This is a genomic window from Halomonas binhaiensis, assembly GCF_008329985.2.
In the GTDB taxonomy this organism is placed as follows: Bacteria; Pseudomonadota; Gammaproteobacteria; order Pseudomonadales; family Halomonadaceae; genus Halomonas; species Halomonas binhaiensis.
Window position 1 is genome coordinate 2,417,071 of the sequence record NZ_CP038437.2, and the last position, 19,173, is coordinate 2,436,243.

General features: G+C 57.3%; 9 protein-coding genes. 2 read left to right on the plus strand and 7 right to left on the minus strand.

Translation table 11 applies throughout. From position 1 onward, the window contains the following. Positions 1–186: 186 nt before the first annotated feature. From E4T21_RS10655 to E4T21_RS10665, 3 genes are all read right to left on the minus strand, one after another. Entirely contained in the window at positions 187–699 is a 513-nt protein-coding gene (locus E4T21_RS10655) for a DUF2059 domain-containing protein (RefSeq protein WP_187775154.1), read from the minus strand. A 635-nt stretch (positions 700–1,334) separates the two neighbouring features. Next, on the minus strand, positions 1,335–1,898 hold the full coding sequence (locus tag E4T21_RS10660) for a DUF6990 domain-containing protein (RefSeq protein WP_149284968.1): 564 nt from the start codon (positions 1,896–1,898) through the stop codon (positions 1,335–1,337). Next, positions 1,895–3,004: a hypothetical protein gene (locus E4T21_RS10665; protein WP_187775155.1), complete on the minus strand. Its 1,110-nt coding sequence runs from the start codon at positions 3,002–3,004 to the stop codon at positions 1,895–1,897. Before E4T21_RS10665 ends, E4T21_RS10660 begins: the two co-directional genes overlap by 4 nt. A gap of 21 nt (positions 3,005–3,025) precedes the next feature. On the opposite strand from E4T21_RS10665, the gene E4T21_RS10670 reads away from it, so the two are divergent. Beyond that, on the plus strand, positions 3,026–3,364 hold the full coding sequence (locus tag E4T21_RS10670) for a hypothetical protein (protein WP_187775156.1): 339 nt from the start codon (positions 3,026–3,028) through the stop codon (positions 3,362–3,364). Between the two features lie 470 nt (positions 3,365–3,834). Here the strand turns inward: E4T21_RS10670 and E4T21_RS21665 are convergent, their stop codons facing one another. From E4T21_RS21665 to E4T21_RS10695, 4 genes are all read right to left on the minus strand, one after another. Continuing rightward, positions 3,835–4,038, minus strand: a complete 204-nt coding sequence (locus E4T21_RS21665; RefSeq protein WP_149284971.1) for a CPCC family cysteine-rich protein — start codon at positions 4,036–4,038, stop codon at positions 3,835–3,837. An 84-nt stretch (positions 4,039–4,122) separates the two neighbouring features. Next, on the minus strand, positions 4,123–4,320 hold the full coding sequence (locus tag E4T21_RS10685; protein ID WP_149284972.1) for a DUF4926 domain-containing protein: 198 nt from the start codon (positions 4,318–4,320) through the stop codon (positions 4,123–4,125). After that, a complete protein-coding gene (locus E4T21_RS10690) occupies positions 4,317–15,830 on the minus strand; it encodes a two-partner secretion domain-containing protein (RefSeq protein WP_149284973.1) in 11,514 nt (3,837 codons plus the stop codon). The genes E4T21_RS10685 and E4T21_RS10690 overlap by 4 nt, the downstream gene beginning before the upstream one ends. A 13-nt stretch (positions 15,831–15,843) precedes the next feature. Next, positions 15,844–17,628: a ShlB/FhaC/HecB family hemolysin secretion/activation protein gene (locus E4T21_RS10695; RefSeq protein WP_149284974.1), complete on the minus strand. Its 1,785-nt coding sequence runs from the start codon at positions 17,626–17,628 to the stop codon at positions 15,844–15,846. A 529-nt stretch (positions 17,629–18,157) separates the two neighbouring features. On the opposite strand from E4T21_RS10695, the gene trhO reads away from it, so the two are divergent. After that, positions 18,158–19,165, plus strand: coding sequence for an oxygen-dependent tRNA uridine(34) hydroxylase TrhO (gene trhO / locus E4T21_RS10700; protein ID WP_149284975.1), 1,008 nt, complete (start codon positions 18,158–18,160; stop codon positions 19,163–19,165). Positions 19,166–19,173: the final 8 nt, after the last annotated feature.

Genomic DNA, 19,173 nt, shown 5'->3' on the forward strand with positions numbered 1-19,173 from the left:
GCTTGACCTGCATTGGATAGGAAACAGGAAAGAATCAGCACGATTTGATCAACTATTAGCCTTGCCATTACAACAGCCTCCCCGCTGCCAATGCAACGAAGGAGGTTTCGGCAAATCTGCAGAAGGGAATGACGTGCTTTTTATGAAAAAAGCACTATTTTAATGAAGACTCTCACCAATATATATTTATTTGTTATTTCTCGTTTCTCCCGAGATATTCTGGAGATTGTTGGTATATATCGTCATTTCTTCTTCAAATCGTTCTACTGACTTCTCTGTCATATATCTTGTAAATTCCGGCATAGCTTTCTTGGTAGCTTCTACATCTTTCTTACCGATAGGAGACTGATAGTATTCCAATACTTTATCTAGATCTTCAACAGACATATTTTTTCCATAAAACATACTCCAAGCATCCACTAACTCTTGACTTTCAAAAATGTTATCAAGACTCGACATGAACCTTTGGGTTTCCTCTTCATAACGCTTCATATATTCATTATCAGGATTTTCACTCTTTATTTTTTCTATAACACTGCGCCCAATACTTTCAAAAGATTGACGCTGGGCATCAGCCTGCTGTTCAAACATTTCTTTTAATCCAGTAGCTTCAACAAGCTGCTCCATGATTTCTTCACGATCTTGAGCCATTACACCTGTTGAAGCAACCAAAGCAGTAATCGCGATAATTTTTTTCATTTTCATTTCCTTTTTATTTATAACTCACACTTTATGCATTACATCAATTAGACATAGAAAGATTTTTCTTATAAATAGCGATTCTCACATGCGCCAATACCAGACATACAATAAGCATCATTGATATTTAGCCAACCCAGTCAATTTTATCAACCATTAACCTTGCTGATTTAGCCTACTTCTACGAGATCAATGCAGCGAAGATGGTTTCAGCACAGATCAGATGATAATTGCGAGATTTTTATAAAAAATAGTTAGCTAGATAACATAGATACAATAAAAATGGAGCAATGAGAAAACTGAGACAAACTCACCACATTGCAATGGATTAGTATCTGAAACGGCAGGATCAACGGCTGGTGGTTTCCGCCATAAACCAGCGCCAGAGGTATTCAAGAAGTGAAGGAAAAGACAGGTCGTCACTGTCCACGGTTGGTATGCATGCAGGATATGAGACAGGAATGAAATTGCATAATTTGATCAAGGTTCAACCATACACATAGACAAACCTCCAGCGCTGCCCATGCAGCGAAGGAGGTTTCAGCAAAGCTTCAACAGAAAATAAGACGGTTTTTATCAAAAAATCGTTAGCCCGCTAGCGTGGACACTGTGGACGGGACACACCAGTATAATAGTCAAACACCTGAAGCATACTCTTCGCCAAGAGACACAGCTCGGTCAATGTAGTCCTTGGTGATGTAAGGCACGAATCCAAGCCGATCTCCCGCTTCGAAACTGGACTGATAGGATTTCAGCTTTTCTACATTACCAAGCAGCGCCAAAGCAGCAAGGTGCCAAATAGGCTTGGCACCAGGCACATTAGTTGGCATAGCAGCATGCTCTTGCAATGCCCTGTCCAAATCTTGTTCCTGCGCCCAAGCAATCGCCTCCTCCGATCCCTGCCGGACGTGTTCGTCAAGGATTTCTGGGGCTTGAATGCGCAAGCCCTTCCACGACGTAAGAAGTGGAGTAGTTTCTCTGCGGCTGGAATCAACCACTGCACAAGCATTAGAGAAAGCATCCGTTGACGTTGAACGCATTACCCATAGCTGCTGATCGTTCGTCAATCTTTTCATCCCGTAAATGATGTCTGCAGTTCGATCTGGTAATCCATAGGATGCCAGCCTGTCTCCCACCTCATCTCTCGATATAGACCATCCTAGCAATTTCAAAATGTTTGTAATTTCAACAATATTCATTGGCCTGCCCCTGGAAACTCTTGTACTTCAATAGGAATACCATTTGGATAGCCCTGCTCTCGCAATGGAACACCAGGTTGCAAACCAAACCTATCAGCAATCCTACCTCGTGGTATGGCATCCCCATTTTCGATCTGCGGAAAAATTTCAGTCTGCCGGATACTTAGGTCAGCATTTCCGGTCTTGATCTCGACAATCCCCTTCTTTCCATCAGGTGTTTCGTAAATGATATCAGGTCGACAACGCCCCGGACCGCAAGAACTGCCAAAAGACGCTTCACCGTCTGCAACCCGATAGCCTTGACTCTCCAACTGGTTGATCACATCGGTACGCATCGCATTGTGATGCTCATAATGATCACGAATGGTTAGGTTTGGCCCTGCACTTGAAGTGTCAGGTATTCCTTTTCCATCAGCGTGGCTCTTGCCACCTTTCTTCAAACCTCCAGCACCGATCACTACACTGGCAGCGAATTCCCCACCACCTAACAGGTAACGGTCTCTCTTATCGGTGCTACCGTCAAGCTCGTAGCCTTCAATGCCTTCAGCTACGTAACGCCCGACGATGGCGGGTATTTCCGCAATGATACCGCCAACCTGAGTCTCCGCCACGGCAGCATTGGCCAGATAGATAAGCACTCCCTTTGGCCCCTGTGCAGCGACTAAGGCATATTCCACCGCGCTGGCCAACTCGGGGTTCTCTTCCAGATAGGCATTAATTTCGGATGCCCCTTCCAGTACCACTTGTGCAGGGGTCGGTGGTTTCTTAACCCCAGTCACAACCTCATCAGGCAGCTCTACCGCCGGAATGACAACAACCGGCTGTCCGTCAGCATTGAAGCTGGCACGGGGTTGTTTTTCTGGGGTATACGCTGTCCCTGCATCAACCCCACCGTCGGCAATACGTTTCGCATTAGCCAGAACGCTCTGCTGGAATTCAGGATCCGAGAGCGTCGCCTTCGCTTCCTCAGCGCTATAGCCTTCGCGGATCAGGCGATCAAACATGATCTCCGCCACTTCCTCACCGCCGATTGCTACCGCTCCTCCCGGTGCGGAGTGGGTCAGTGCAGTGACCTCGCGCCCCAACTGCACATAGTTGTCCTTCATCTGCTGTGGCAGTTCAGCGTATTGCTCAGGCAGGTCCTTGGCCTGCTGGCCCCAGCGATTGGCGGTGTCTACCGGGTTCGACACATCCTCAACCGAGCTTTCCGTCACGTACAGGTCGGTCTGGCTCGATTCATCCTTGGTGACGACCTGGGCGCGGTCGATATCGCGGTTGATGTCGGCAAGTTCGGTATTGCGCGGGGAATCGGGACTACCGACTTCTATATCGCCCTGGCCGAGGGTGCCGCGGTTGATCTGCTCGCGGTCGAGGCTGCTGTAACTGCCTTCGATGTCCCAAGTGGTGCGGTCGTCCAGGCTGTCGCCGGTTTCGTTGTCGCGTGGCAGGCTGGTAATGATGAGTGAATTTCGCTGCTGGTATAACCATGCCAGACCGCATCAGCACCTTGGCGGCTGTACCCCAGCAGAAGTGTGGGAAGACAGAGGAAAATCCACCCATGCACCGCAGTGGATCAGTATCTGGAATGGCAAGATCAACGGCTGGTGGTTTCCGCCATAGGGCAGGCTGAATAGCACGAAAAACCATCAGCGAAGAGAAAGAACAGACAGGTCGTCACTGTCCACGGTTGGTATGCATTCAGGATATGAGACAGAAAAGAAATTGCATAATTTGATCAAGGTTCAACCATACACATAGACAAACCTCCAGCGCTGCCCATGCAGCGAAGGAGGTTTCAGCAAAGCTTCAACAGAAAATAAGACGGTTTTTATCAAAAAATCGTTAGCCCGCTAGCGTGGACACTGTGGACGGGGCAGCTATTTTCTGGACTGCTCTGCCACCGATTAAGGCGAAATATTCGTGATCTCTAACATTCTCAGTGCAGACGGGACACCACCTTTTTCTCTAACCACTCTTGGCGAGCTTGATTCAAGCTCTGTTGATTCGCGCCACCAGCATAATCAGGATTAGCTGACTGAACGGGGTCATCTTCCCAATTGCAGACCGAGCATATTTCATACTCACCCAGTTCTGAAATAGTGAATGATCTGCAGCACGGACACTCAAAAAGTTCGCTCATAGTTGGTTCCAGCTTTCCGCCGTTGATGGCTTCCCGGATGGCCAGGCCTGCCTGACACAGCTGGATAGAGCGGACGGGATACACCTATTTTTCGGCCAACTCTAGCTCATCTCCAGCAATTACCGCCAAGGCCCTAGTTGTCCCGCAGGGTTCCGAAAACTCTACCTCGTAATTCCCATCGCCGTAGTCTTCAATGATGTATCCAATGTCGCCCAGGTTGATCTGTTCTTTGGCGTTCATCGAACCGACATAACGAACACGGCTGTAGATTGAAAGTTTCACTGACGACTCCTTGTAAAACCAGAGAATGGTGTATTGAGCTTCAGCGAGCCGTCGGGTTGAACCATCCAACCCGACTGAAGATAGCTGGTTTGGCCACTAGCCGCACCTTTGCCTGGCAACGCGATTTCGATGTTAATGCGCTGCCCATATTGGTCGGCCTTACCCAAGGTAAATTCGCCGCTCGCATATTTCTGCGCAGCTTGGACCTGCCAAATTCGCGATAGATTCGCAGAATCATCTGCTGTGTATCCTAGCGACTCGAACACCACATTCTTCCCGTGGTCTGCATCGGGCTTGAAGATATAGTCAGAGAACTTCCGCGTATCAACGACAGCACTCTCTTCATTGGCTGCCGTATTTGAAACATCCCCTTCACTATACACCGGCCCACCGATCAGGTCCGTCCCTTCTGGCTGATACCCACCTGGCGAGGTCGTATCCCCTGCCGGATTTTCCGCCGGGTTCTCAAACCGTCCCGGTCGATCGATGTCATAACCTGCGGGATATTCGGTGTTCGGGGTTTGGGTGTCTGTATCGGCGGGATAGCCGGGGATGCCGGGCAGTTGATTGGCATTGGCCGGGGTTTCGGTGCGGTTGTTTTCCTTGTTCCAGGCGTCGATCAGTAGGGTTGCCGCAACGAGCGCACCAATCGGGGTCTTGGCGCCTTCCCCAACCGCCAGCGCTGCGCAAGCTGGCCTGCGGGAGCAGACCTGTGCAGCGAAACGTATAAAGCCTTGGTAGTTATTCTCGGCTTCGTTATATGCCGCTCCCGCCCCTTGGGCTCCACCGATGACACCACCGGCTCCCGCTGCCGCCAGTGCAGCAATCGCCGTTTGCACATCCTGCGGCAAGCCACTGTCTTTCAAGGCGTTGGCCACTGCAGGAGCCACCTGGGTGGAGGCCACGGCCCCTGCCGCCCCTTCTACACCGCCGGTGGCGCCGCCAATCAGCAGGTGGCCGACGGCACGACAGGCACCGTTGGCAGACCAACATTGGGCGCTTTCGCTATCGCCGCGCTCCAGGGCATCCAGCCACTGGCCGTTGGCCTGTTCGCCCCAGGCTTCGCTGGCTTCATGCCCGAACTGGCCGGTAATGGCCACCTGGGCATCCAGTTCCTTCTCCAACTCGTGCGGGTCGACGATGGGCTCGATGCCGCCGGCGTCGTCGCCCGTACGAATATCCTTGTGGCCGGCGATACCGCTGACCCCAGCCCGGGTGATGCCGCTGTCGCTGCCGCTTTCCTCGGCCACACCAATCTGGCTGCCGGTGAACTCGGGGTTATTATTGGTCTCACCGAAACCGGCACTGATCCCGATGCCCTGGCCGTCATACTCGGCCTGATTGATGATGTCCTTCGTGGTGATGCTGGCCGTATCCAGCCGGTTACGGCCTTCCTCGACCGCCTTGTCGGTGCTGGCAATGGCCCCGCCGATCAAGTCGGTGTTGCCTTGCACGTCGATCTGGAAGCCACCATCCCCGGTGAAGATGCCGCTTTGCTCGGTGACGGAGGCGTATTCGGCATCCACTTGCTGACCACTGAAACTCAGGCTGCCGCCGCTGACCGGGCCAATGGTGATGCTGCCTCCGGCCTGGAAACTGCTCGACTCGTAGTCGCTGGTGTCCTGGCGACTGGCAATGGTCAGGTCGCCGCCGACATCTCCTTGCACCTGCGGCGCTTCGATACGCGCGCCTTCGAGGCGAGTATCACCACCGCTGATGAAACGCACACCTTCGCCGCCCTTGACCAGACTGTTGGTGTGCACGAGGTCATCGCCTTCACCCTCGCCACGGCCAACGCTGGCCGCCACGGTGATACCGGTCTGCTGCCCAATGCTGATGCCAATGCTGCCACTGTGGTTGCGGCTGTCCTGTTCCAGGGTCGAGGTGTTTTCGGCGGACTCGATCAGCAGGTCGCCTTCGGCGGCAAGGTTGGCCTGCCCACCGGCGTTGATTTCGCTGCCACGAATGTGCAGGTCACTGTCAGCGCCTTCGCCACTGGCAATCAGGGTGACATCCCCGCCGGCCAGTACCTGGCTGCCACGGGCGGTGCGCGTGTCGGTTTCGGTGACGTTCTTGCTGCTGCTGCCACCGATGCTGATGTACAGCGAGCCGGCATTGCTGACATCACCACTGGCCAGGGCCTGCCCGGCAGCCGCCAGGTCATCGGCATTGTTGTAGAGATGCAGCGCGCTACCGGCAGCGGCCAGCCCCTGCATGCGCTCGGAATCGGTGTTGCGCGACGCCTCGCGCATGTTGTCCACGGTATTGATGGCGGTGACCACCGCGCCGCTGACACCCAGCGACAGCCCACCTTGCTTCATGCGCTCTTCGCTGCGTGTGCTCAGGCTGTCATGGCTTTCGACGATAGCGATACTCGATGCGGTAATGTTGATATCACCGCCAGGAGCCAGCACATCACTGCCGATCTGTTGATAGTCGCCACCGGCCAGGATGTTGACATCGCCATCGATGGCCCCGACCGTGCTGCCGCTGTGGTAAATGCCACGCTGTTCCTGGTCGAGACTCTGCGACTGGCTGCCTAGGGTGATGCTGGCCCCGCTGCTGAACACGCCGCTCTTGCTCGTCTTCTCGTAGTGGTCCTCGTTGGCGTAATGCTCGGAAGGCGTAATGCCAATATCACCACCCGCGCTGAGCGTGGTGCCATGGTCGCTGATCACTTCACTGCCGATCACGTCCAGATCACGCCCTGCATCAAGGAATACGGTGTCACCGCCAAACTGGCTGGCAATACCTTCGCTCTCTTCACGTCGGGTACGCCGCTTGGTCGTCTTGCTCGACAGGAAGCCGCTGTGTTTCTTGTTATATTCCTCCTTGTAACTTTGGCTGGCCTCTCCGGCGCCGATGCGAATATCGTTGCCGGCACGGGCGACCAGGGCGCCGCCAGCATCGGCCTGGGCGGCCCGAGCGATGACATCACGCCCGGCGTCCATGATCAGGGTGCCCTCGGCGCTGATCCGGCTGCCCACCTCGCTATCACGCTGTTCGGTGATGTAGTTGCGCGAGTCGCGTTCGACATGGGAGTAACGGCTGAGATCGAGGGTGCCCAACTGAAGATCGCGCCCGGCGTCGATGCCGACACTGCCCGTCGATATCACCTCGCTTCCTTTCAGGGTCACGTCACGCCCGGCCTCGGCCTTGAGCACGCCGTCTTTACCGCTGACATACAGCCCGGCAAGGCGGTCGATCATGGTGTGCGAGAAGTCCGACGCGCCGACTTGGTTTACCCCGCTGGAGGTGGTGCTTTCGATGTTGATGTCACGCCCGGCGGACACCTCCAGCAGGCGCTCGGCGTCGATGACGCCACCGATGTTATCGATATCAGTGCGTGCATGGGCGACCACGCTGTCACCGGTGATACGGCCATTGAGGTTGCGCAGGTTGTCGGTATTCAGTTCGACCGCGGTGCGCCCGGCGATGGTGCCGCTGTTGACCAGGTCGTCGCGGGTGGTGAAGTTCACGCTGTCCCCGGCCAGCAGGGTGCCATCGCCGTTCAGGTCGCCTTCGCGCACGCGCACATACACCTGGGGCACCAGCACCTTTTCCGTGCTGCCGTCGGCCAGGGTCACCTCGCGTTCCACCAGCCACACGATATCGCTGGTCAGTTGCGCCATCTGCGCAGCAGTTAGCCCGATGCCGGGGCGCAGTTGGTGTTCCGCGGCAAAGGTCAGCCCGGCATTCATCAGGGCACGGAACTGGTCTTCGTCGCTGCGCTGGCCATCCAGATAGCGCAGCCCGGTCAGGCGCATGATCTGCTCGGCGATCAGGCGCTGTTCGTACAGGCCATCGCCCATGCGTTTGTGGCTGGTGGTCGGGTCCTGCTGCACGGCCTTGAGCATGTAGTCGGAACTCAGCCATTCACGCCGGTCGGTAAAGCGTGGGTCGGTCTCGATCAGCACGTCGGCATTGGTCGCCGGGGCGAGCTGGAACAGCGAACTGGTGGGTACGCTCAGTTCCGGCGACACGGTGCGCACCACTTCAGGGGTATCCGGGTTGGCCTCGGCCAGCGCTTGCCCGGCGGCACTATCAGGCCCGGCAATATCCGAGCCATTCGCATCGGGTGGTGCAACATCATTGCTATCGGGGAGTGCCAGGTCTGCGCCTTCGATGTTGCGACCACCGGTTTGCGTCTTGGTGGCCACGGCCACCACTTCGACGATCTGGCCGCTCTGTCCGCCATCGCTTGCGGTGATATCCTTCAGCTCCCCACCTTGTGGGCCGGCTTGTGGGCCACGGGCCTCGTCGTCCACGCTGCCAGTGTGGCGGTCTTCCAGCCCATGGTCGCCGCCGCTGCCGTTCTGGTGGCTTTCCATGCGCGCCACGCTGAGGTCGATGGTGGTGGTTTCATCAGCAGGCACCCAGGGGCCCAGCAACTCCCAGTCGCGGGAACGACAGTAGTTGCCACTGCAGCGCTTGCCATCGGTGAACCACCGCTCTCCACCGTCTTCGTAATGCACCCGACGGGTGCCTTCGGCATCGCGGTTTTCGATACGCAGGAAGTCCGCCGTAAGCGCGCCACCGGCGATGATCTGGCTCTTGTCGTTGAGCAGTGTGCCACCTTGCAGCGTCATATCACCGCCGGAAAGAATCTTTCCTGGCGTGCTATCCAGCGTCTGGGTTTCATAGACGCTGCGCTCGCCTTCGAACTGGGTCCAGTCCTGAATATGCTGGTGCCACTCGGCGATGCGCTCGGCGGTACCGAAGGTGGTGTTATAGGCGGCAATTTCCTCATCCAGCGCGGCGTAGCGCTGCTGTGAATCAGCTTCCCAACTGGCGTGCTCGCTTTGCCATTGAGCGTGGGCGGCCTGATAGGCTTCCTGCGTGGTGAAGGCATCCGGGCGCGGTTCCTTGGGTTCTGGCGCGGGAGGCATCACACCAAAATAGGTCCAGGCTGGATTATTGATAGGATAATCGGCATCCGCCACACGCGGCGTTGGCGACCAGCCCAGTACGGCATCTTCCTTGGGCGGCGGCGTGCCATTCCAGGCAATGTACGTCGCCCCACCGGGCTTGTCAGTGAACCCAGAAACTGGGTCATTACGCTTCACATACTGGCCGCCTGCCTTGTCGTACCAGTCGAACAGCGAGACGTCATATTCAATACCCGGAGCGGGATAACGCTTCCCCCCAACGATGGTGATATAACCCGTCGGCCCTTCGACCTGCACTTCCTCGGTGGTGAAGTGGGGATTGAGGTTGTTCAGCTCACGAGCGTGAATCGTGAGCCCACCCAAGGATTCGATAGTGGCACCGATGTTGTCGACTTGATCGGCGATGCCGGTGGCATGGCGCTGGTCATCCAGGTGCCCAGCAATATTGAGGGCATCGGCGCCGCTACCGGCGCTGAAGATCAGGCTGTCCTTGCCACGATTGACCAGGGTGCCGACGCCAATGTCGAGCCGTTCACGAGCAGCGATGGTGGCGGAGGCCGTCTCGCCATCGAGGGTTTCTTTACGGTTGGTGAGGGTATCCGCCTGAATGGCGAGATGGTCACCGTAGATGCGCCCGCTGCCGATATTGTCGAGGGTGGTGGCGTTGATATAGGTGGTGTCGCCATCGATCAGGCCGCGGTTGGTCAGGCTGCCATCAGCAATCACCTCGGTATTGCCAGCACTGATGACACCACCGAGGCGGTTATCCACCTCCGCGCCATGCACGCGCAGGTCATCCGCCTGCATGACGCCGTGGTTGGTCAGCTTGCCCTGGGTATCGAACACCACCTTGCCGTTGGCGGTGATTTCGGCGTCCTTGGCGTTGGTGAAGTCATCGCGAAGCGTGACGGTCAGGTCGCCCTGAGACAGCACACGGCCATCGCCACTGAGCGTATCGGCGGTCAGCGTCTGATTACCCGACGAGAACAACGTGCCAGCGGTGTTGGTGATGGCATCCCGCGTGATATCCAGCGACCCTTGGGAAGCAATCATGCCTTCGCTGTTATCAAGAGATCCGTTACCACCGCCTCTCGTTATGCTGATCTTGCTGTCGGCAGCGATCAGGCCCTTGGCATTGTCAATCTGGCTGGCATGAAGCTCGACCGTATCGCCTTGCAGGCCGAGTACGCTATTCGGATCATCGGAAAGCGTTTCGCTGTTATTCAGGGTATTGGCATTGACATACAAGGTACTGCCGGCAGAGATCAACCCTTCGGTGTTATCAAGTTGGCCGCCGGTCACTGTATCGAGGCTGGCACTGAAACGGTTGATGGCAGGGCCTTCGAGAATGACAGAGAGACCCTCGCCCGCTAGCAGTTGGCCACCCTGATTGCCCACTCCGCGGGCATTCAGGGTGACTTTGGCCGCACTGCCTATCACGCCCTGCTTGTTGCTCAATTTTCCAACATGGGCGATCAGGGCTTGCTTAGCAGAAACCAGGCCCGCGGCATTATCCAGGTCACCTGTCGTCAGGTTCATGCCGCCGCCACTGATCAGGCCGCCTTTTTTTCCTGAGTTGGTGTTGGTCAGGGTATGACCGGCGGTCTCCACCACCATGTTGCCTTGCGACTGGATCAGGCCGCTATCGTTGTTCAGTGCCCCGCTATGGATCGTCACTAGGCCGGTTTCGGGGCCTTGGGATGCGCCATTGCCTGCTGGGGCTTCGCCCTCTTTATCAGAAATCGTGGCAATGGTGCCGCCGGCGCTGTTGTCAAGGGTCTGCTTTCGGGTGTTGATGTCGATCTCGGCGCCCAGGATCGAGCCGCCGATATTGCTGAGCCCAGTGCTGATGATGTCGGCGCGTCCCTGCGCCTGGATCACACCACTGTCATTACTTAGTTTGTCACCACCGGTCAGGCTGACATCTCCCTGCCGAGAAACCAGCACCCCGTTCTCATTGTCGATCTGTTGGCCGATGGCAGCGGTCAACGCCCCATCCGACTGAATCGCACCGCTCTGGTTATCCAGCGACAGGGCATCCAGGGTGATGCTGTCCGCGCCGAGAATCACGCCGCCACCGGTATTACTCAGCGTGGAGGCATGGGCGATCAGGGCTTGCTGCGCTGAGATCACACCACCATCGTTGAGCACATCGCCGTACACGGTTTCGCCATTCTCGCGGTTGATCGTCAATGCCCCACGACTGATCAGACCGCTTTTCTCTCCTGAGTGCGTATTGGTCAGGGTCTGGCCGGCCGTATCCACCACCATGTCGCCCTGAGACTGAATGAGGCCGGTATCGTTATTGAGTTCACCACTATGGATCGTGACGCTACCATCACCGGAAAGCGCTTTCCCCGTGTTGTCGTTGAGCGTGGCAATGATGCCATTCGCGCTGTTATCGAGGGTGTGCTTACGGGTGTTGATGTCGATTTCCGCACCAAGAATGGAGCCGCCGATATTACTGAGGCCTGCGCTGATGATGTCGGCGCGTCCCTGGGCTTGAATCGCTCCGCCATCGTTGAACAGTTTGCCGTCACTGGTCAGGTGGGTATCGCCTTCGCGGGACACCAGCACGCCACGCTGGTTCTCGATTTGCTGGTCGACGTTGGCGGTCAGGGCCCCATCCGCCTGTACCGTGCCATCCTGGTTGGCCAATGACGTGGCGTTCAGGGTGACGCTATCTGCACCGACGATCACGCCACCCTCGGTATTAATCAGCTTGGCGGCATGGAGGTTGAGGGCTTGTTGGGCGGCGATCCATCCGCCAGTGTTGTTGACATCGCCAGACACGCCTTCGCCATTATTGATCAAGTTCGAGTCCGGATTGATCGTCAGCGCCCCACCACTGATCAGGCCACGTTGCGCGTCATCTTCGCCCTGAGCCTGAGTGTCAGTATTGGTCAGGGTATGACCCGCGGTATCCACAACCATATCGCCCTGCGACTGAATCAGGCCGCTATCGTTATTCAGCTCACCGCTGTGGATGATCAAGCTGCCATTGCCTGAGGGCGCTTTACCCGCTTCACTGGGGAGCGTGGCAATCACGCCGTTCTGGCGGTTATCGAGAAGTTGCTGACGGGTATTAATGTCGATGTGTGTGCCGAGAATGGTGCCGCCGACATTGCCGAGGCCACGGCTTGTACTATCGACCTTGCCCTGGGCTTGAATGATGCCCTTGTCATTGGTCAGCTTGCCACCACTGGTCAGGTCCACATCACTTGTGGCAGAAGCCAACAGCCCAGCGCTGTTGTCGAGGGTCTTGTCGACACTGACCGCCAGCTGTTGTTCGGCCTGAACGGTGCCACCCTTGTTACTCAGTGAAGTGGCGGTCAAGGTGACATCCGCGGCGGCACCGATCACCCCTTCATCGTTGTTCAACTTACCCGCCGTCAGGGTCAGGCTGTCAGCACTGATCAGGCCACGTGGGGTATCATCATCGCCCTGGGTATGGGTATTGATCAGTGCCTTGCCAGCAGTATCAATGGACAGGTCGGCCAACGACTGAATCAGTCCGCTGTCGTTGTTCAACTCGCCACTATGAATGATCAGATAGCCATCTTCAGTTCCCTGATCGTTTGCACGGCCTTTTATCGTGGCAATGGTGCCGCCGGCACTGTTGTCGAGCGTCTGCTTGCGGGTGTTGATATCAAGTGCGGTGCCGAGGATGGCGCCACTGGCGTTATTCAGCCCGCGGCTCTTGATCACCACATCGCCGCCCGATTGCAGGGTACCGCCGTGGTTATCGAGCTGCCCACGAGTCGTCAGCGTGAGCGTGTCACCGCCGAGCGCGACAAGACGACCTCCAGCGGTGATCAGCCTCTGGCCATCGATCGTGATGCGTTGAGCCTGGGTGGTGCCATTGCTCAGATCGAGAATGCCGCCGTAAAGATCCAGGTGGCCGTTGCTGACGATGGTGCCGCCGTTGCCGCTCAACTGGGCGGTGTCGATGGTCAGCGTGCCATCCCCGGCATGTTCGACGCTTCCAGACACATTGCGGAAGGTCGCGGCCTGTATCGACTGGTCACCGCCACTGGTGATGGTGCCTTGGGAGTTGTCGAGCGTTTCGGCGACATCGAAGTGGGCATCGCCAAACACGTTGAACGTGCCGCCCTGATGGTTAACTGCCTGATTATTGACAGACAGCGCCTCGAGCCACAGGTCGCCATTGGTGGCAATGCGGCCAGCGCGGTTATCGATGTGTCCGGTGGTTGTCAGTGTGAGCTGCCCATTGCCTAGCGCGGTAAGACTGCCGCCGGCAGTGATCAGCGCTTGGCCATCCACCGTGATGCGTTGGGCCTGGGTGGTGCCATCACTCAGATCGAAGCTGCCATCGTACAGGCCCAGGTAGCCATTGCTGGTGATGGTGCCGCCATTGCCATTCAGGCGCTGAGTGTGGACGGTCAATTGGCCGTCACCGGCATGCAGAATCTGCCCACCGGCATTACCCAGGGTCGCGGCACGAATGTCCAGATCGCCATTGCTGGCCAGGGTGCCGCCGGCACCGTTATTCAGGGCATGGCGTACCGTCAGGGTGCTGGGCTGATCGCCGCCCAGGACAATGTGGCCACCGCGGCTATCGAAGCTGTCAGCGTCAAGTGTCAGTTGCTCGGCATTCAAGGTGGCGCCGCGATGATCCACCTCCGCTGCCGTCAACTGCATGGCGCCAGCGGTTGTAATAGTGCCATCGCGACCGTACAGATCAGCGCTGCTCAGCATGAGCCCAGCGCTGCCGGCATGCTCGATGGTACCGCCTTCGTTGTATAGCGTACCGGTCTTCAGGGTCAGTTGGCTGGCGTTGCTCGTCAGGGTGCCTTGGGTGTTGTCGAAAACACCGTGGCCATTATCAACAGCACCGTAAAGATTCAGGGTGGTTGCGGACGTATCGCTCAGCGCTAGAGTACCGCCTCGGTTATAGACATCCTGGGCGGTGAAGGTCAGGGGCCCGGATATCTGCCAGACACCTGCATTGTTGTTGACTTGATTGACCTGAATATCAGCAGGGCCATCGATGATCAGCTCCCCGCCCTGGTTATTCAGGTTGCCGCCCTTCAGGGTCAGCTCGCCGAGACCAATATGACCGCCTGCGTTATTGAGCCCCGTGCTGCTGACCAGATCCATATGCGCGGCACTGATGGTGCCCGCGTCATTGTTGAGCGTGCTGGCAATATTCAGGCGACCATCGGCCAGTACCTCCGGCATATAGTCTGAGCCGTCGCCCGCCGAGCCACCCCCGTTATTGGCACCCCCACCATTGCCGCTGGAACCTCCCCCTGAGGTGCCGCTATCCGTTCCGCTATTGTTACCACCGCCTGAATCAGGCTCGGGCAGGCCGATACGTCCACCCTGGCGATTGGAGAGCGACCCAGCGTTCAGGGCCAGAGCTTGCGATCCGGTCTGTTCGATTTCGCCATACAGGTTGCTCAGAGAATCGGCCTGGAAGTCGAGGCGCGGGGCGCTGAGCGTGCCGTGGCTATTGTCGATGTCACGCGGGGTGGTGAGGGTCAGCTCGCGAGCGGCTGTCACATCACCACTATTGCGGATACCGCCTTTGGCGGAGAGCCAAGTATTTGACGTTGATGACTGTAACAGACCGGTGTTTTCCACCCGGCCATTGGCTGTGACGCGCAGTTCTCCCGCCCGGGCACCAATCTGACCGGCATTGTGGACCCCGACCCCGGCTTCCGTTGCCACAAGGCGGATTTCATTGGCGTACATTCCCCCTAGATGGGCCACGTCGATGGCCACTTGCGGGGCCGTGCCCTGGCCCTGAATCGCGGTGACGTCCTTGAGGTCGGCACTGATGCGATTGGCCCCGGCGATCACGGTCAGGTCGTTGGCCTGCAGGCTTGCTTGAGCCTGCACTTCAACGGCGCGAGCTAGAAGAGCCGTGTAGTCACTGTCGCGGGTATCCAACCCGCCACCGGCAATCTCGATCTTGCCGCCGCCGACGTGGTAGCCGTTGATCATGCCATCGCGATACAGCGGGTTGCCCGTCGTCAGGGTGACATTGCTGGCGTTGATGAACTTGCCGCCGTTGATCTGCAAGCCCGCCGGGTTGGCGATGATCACGTCGGCCCGGCTGCCGGCCACTTCAATCGGCCCGCGCAGGCGGCTGGGGTCGCGAGAGTTGACTTCATTGAGGATGACCCGCGCCTCCCCTTTGGCCAGGTTGGGGTTGGCCTGCACCCAACCGCCGATCTGAGTCTGGGTGTTGTTGCGCGAGTTGTTGAGAATGGCGCCTTTGCCGTCAACATCGAACTGGCGGTAAGTGTTGTGTGACAGCCCCTTGCGGTTGGGGGTCTGGATATTGACTTGGGGCGTGCCGTTGGCCGTGTTGACGACATGAGGGCGCTGATTCGAAGGGGCGTTACGATCCGGCAGGATCTGTGCTTGTGCAATATCTGCTCCGACCAGGCCCATACTGGCCAGCAACACCGCCATACGTAGTGGCCGAAGTGCAGAAACGTTATTACCGAGCGGAAGCGACAGGTCTGATGCTCCTGTCAGGGTCGCACCTTCTCCTCGGCTCCCTTTGCCCCTGCGCGATGCCTGCTCGGAGGTCACCACCCAACGGCCTTTCACGCGGCTGAAGATCAAGCGATAGCATTGCCGGTTCATGGGCCAGTTCCTCCTACAGGGTCACGTACAGGCTCAGGGCGAGGTCGTAGTCGTCGGTCTGAAAGCCATCTGGCTTCAGCAACGGTGCGGCAATCGAAGCGTCATACTGAAAGCGGCTGTTACCCAGGCTGCCGCGCACGCCCAGCGCGGTGCCTGCCAGGCGCTTGCCCAGCAGCCATTTGGTCGAGGGGCCATCGACCTGCCCGTAGTCGAGCCCGACGTAGAGGGACTGGCCACTACGCCCCACATCCGCCTCGAGTTCGTTGCGTACCAGCCAGCCACGCTCCGCGGTCAGGGTGTTATCGGTGAAGCCGCGCACGCTATAGCGACTACCGATGGAGAACTGCTCCAGGGGTGTCAGTGGTGTCAGGTTGTGCTGGAGGCGCAACTGGCCGAGGTAGCGTAGCGACTGCTCTCCCAGCAGGAACGGCACACTGAGATCCGTCGTGGAGGTGATCAGCTCGAAATGCGAGGTGCCTTTGATATCAGCATCTGCCCCGAAGTCCGTCTCCACTTCTTCAGGAGCGGGCAAGGAACCAAACGCCCCTGTGCCGCGCTGATAGTTCAGCTGGATATTCAAAAGGCTGTTGCCGATGAACTCGCGGTGGTCGATCCCGGCTTCCCAGCCGCCTACCACCCGGCGCTGCACCTCGATCTCACCGTCTTCGAAAAAATTGCGTGACTGACGCTGAAAGGCGCCCGCCGATACAGTGGTCTTGCGCGAGGCATCCCGGTAGACCGTCCGCGATAGCGTGGCACTGAGATCACGGCTGGTACCGCTGTATTCGTTTGTCTCAGAAGGCCCAGCGATGCTCTGGTGGTAGGCGTAATCACTGGCATCGAGCCTCAAGCGCCAGTAGCCCCAGGGAATGGAATAGTGCGCGAGCCGGCTCTTGTTGCCACGCGGGCCAGGATAGCCACCACCGGCATCCTTGCTCAGCGAGATATACGCCAGATCGTTGAGTCCCAGCGGGTTGTCATAGGACAGCGTGACACCGGCGAGGTAACGACCGGTGGCATCGGTGCCACTGTTATCCAGCGACGCGCTGGCACGCAGTGGTCGCTTCTGTTGGTAGGCGATGACCAAGTCGCTTTCGCCAGGCTCTCCACCCGGCGCAATCTGAATGTCCACATCCACGGATGGCAGATGCTGGAAGTTTTCCAGCGCCTGCTCGATATCTCTCAGATTGAGGATGTCACCCGGGCGTGCCGGCAGTGCATTGCGCCAGCTCGCCCATTTGGGGTTGGGGTCTGCCCAACGCACATGGGCAATGCGACCGGGCACCAGGGTCAATATCAGGGTGCCATCATTGAGATCCTGCGGTTCTACCAGTACCCGGCTGGTGACAAAGCCTCGATCGATCAGGGCATTCTGGGTGCGCTTGAGCACCAGGTTGATGCCTTGGGTGCCCAGACAGCGCCCCAGCGGAGAATCTTCCTCGCTATCACCTAGCGCCGCATCCCGCAGCCAGCCAAAGCGTTCGATGGCCTCGCCCTGCACGTGCAGTTCACGGATGACGAAACACGGGGATTCTTGATCCGGGAAGCGTTCCAAGGCTTCAAGTGGCACATTCAGACGGACATCAGGCCGTTCTTCGAGACGCTCTCGCAGGGCTTCCTCACGCTGCTGCTGACGCAGCACTTCGTCGTTCTGTCGCAGGCGCAACAATTCATCATTCAAGCGCTCCTGTGCTGATACGCCTGGGCTGCTCAACAGCCCCGTGAGCAAAGATCCCAGCAAGAACCCGGCGAGCTTCCAGCGGCATGGCGATGGCTTGAAAGTGATTATTAGTGACATGTTCCCTGTCCTTTTTTGTTATGCCCTGCTCCCTGGGCCCTGCTTTTTCATTGGCGGCATGCATTGGCTGCCGTCCAGTGACCCAACCGGTGTGTATCTCTATGTCGCCAAAATGAAACAATATGTAATTAATGGCGTGCCCAACGCTCGACGGCAATAGACAATCTATGAAAAGCGTCTTCCATGCAGATTCGTGCACAAAAGCTGGCGAGTAGATTGATAAGCAGTGAGTGAGAAAGTAACGAGAGATAAGAAAGTAACGAGAGATAAAAGCGGTACTGGTGGAACATGAAAAGATGGCGGTTCTGGAAAGGTGCTTCTTTCTGGAAAGGTGCTTCTTTCTGGAAAGGTGCTTCTAGAAAAGGTGCTTCTGGGAAGAGGAAAACGGTTCCAGGAAGAGAGTCAGAAGGAGAAACGACCAGGCATGCAGAAATTCACACATTTTTGACGTACAATTCGCGCCCTATTCTTTCAACCTGATCTTTCAACCTGCTCCGGATTTACGCTCCGGCCCGCATAAGGAATGACCATGACGGCAACATCCGAGGCACAGCCCGTGGTGGTATGTGCCCTGTACAAGTTCGTGACCCTCGACGATTTCGAGAGCCTGCGTGAACCTTTGCTCGCTACCATGCTGCAGCACCAGGTGCGTGGCACTCTGCTGCTGGCCCGTGAAGGCATCAACGGCACTGTCGCTGCCAACCGTGAATCCATCGATGCATTGCTCGACTGGTTGCGTTCCGACCCGCGCCTGGCGGAGCTGGACACCAAGGAGTCCCTGACTCAGCACCCTCCGTTCATGCGCACCAAGGTCAAGCTCAAGCGTGAGATCGTGACCATGGGGGTGGAGGGGATCGACCCGCGCCAGACCGTGGGCACTTATGTGGATCCCGAGAACTGGAATGCCCTGATTTCCGACCCGGATGTGTTGCTGATTGATACACGCAACGACTACGAGGTCGAAGTCGGCACCTTCAAGGGTGCAGTCAACCCTAATACGACCACCTTCCGGGAGTTTCCTGACTACGTCAGGCAGACACTGGATTCATCACGTCACAAGAAAGTGGCCATGTTCTGTACTGGTGGCATCCGCTGCGAAAAATCCACCGCCTATCTCAAGGAACAGGGCTTCGAAGAGGTCTACCACCTGAAAGGCGGCATCCTGAACTATCTGGAAAAAGTGCCTCAGGAAGAGACCATGTGGCAGGGCGAGTGTTTTGTCTTTGATGATCGTGTCACGGTGAACCACAGCCTTCAGCCCGGCAGCTATGACCAGTGCCATGCCTGCCGCATGCCTATTACCGAAGAAGACAAGCACAGCGGTAAATATCAGAAAGGCGTATGCTGCCCGCGCTGCCACGACACACTGAGCGACGAGCAGAAAGCACGTTTTGCCGAGCGTGAACGCCAGATTCGCCTGGCACGCGAGCGTGGTGAAGAGCATCTGGGTATTGATGCTGTCGAAGACATGGAACAACGCCGTCAAACCAAGCGCCAGCAACGCGAAGCCGCTCGCAAGGCTGCCGAGAAGGCCTGACGCGAGCC

Bases quoted from the DNA above. Each gene is read 5' to 3' on its own strand.
- E4T21_RS10695 (WP_149284974.1), bottom strand. From the start codon at position 17,628: ATGTCACTAATAATCACTTTCAAGCCATCGCCATGCCGCTGGAAGCTC.
- E4T21_RS21665 (WP_149284971.1), bottom strand. From the start codon at position 4,038: ATGAGCGAACTTTTTGAGTGTCCGTGCTGCAGATCATTCACTATTTCA.
- E4T21_RS10665 (WP_187775155.1), bottom strand. From the start codon at position 3,004: ATGAAGGACAACTATGTGCAGTTGGGGCGCGAGGTCACTGCACTGACC.
- trhO (WP_149284975.1), top strand. From the start codon at position 18,158: ATGACGGCAACATCCGAGGCACAGCCCGTGGTGGTATGTGCCCTGTAC.
- E4T21_RS10660 (WP_149284968.1), bottom strand. From the start codon at position 1,898: ATGAATATTGTTGAAATTACAAACATTTTGAAATTGCTAGGATGGTCT.
- E4T21_RS10655 (WP_187775154.1), bottom strand. From the start codon at position 699: ATGAAAAAAATTATCGCGATTACTGCTTTGGTTGCTTCAACAGGTGTA.
- E4T21_RS10690 (WP_149284973.1), bottom strand. From the start codon at position 15,830: ATGAACCGGCAATGCTATCGCTTGATCTTCAGCCGCGTGAAAGGCCGT.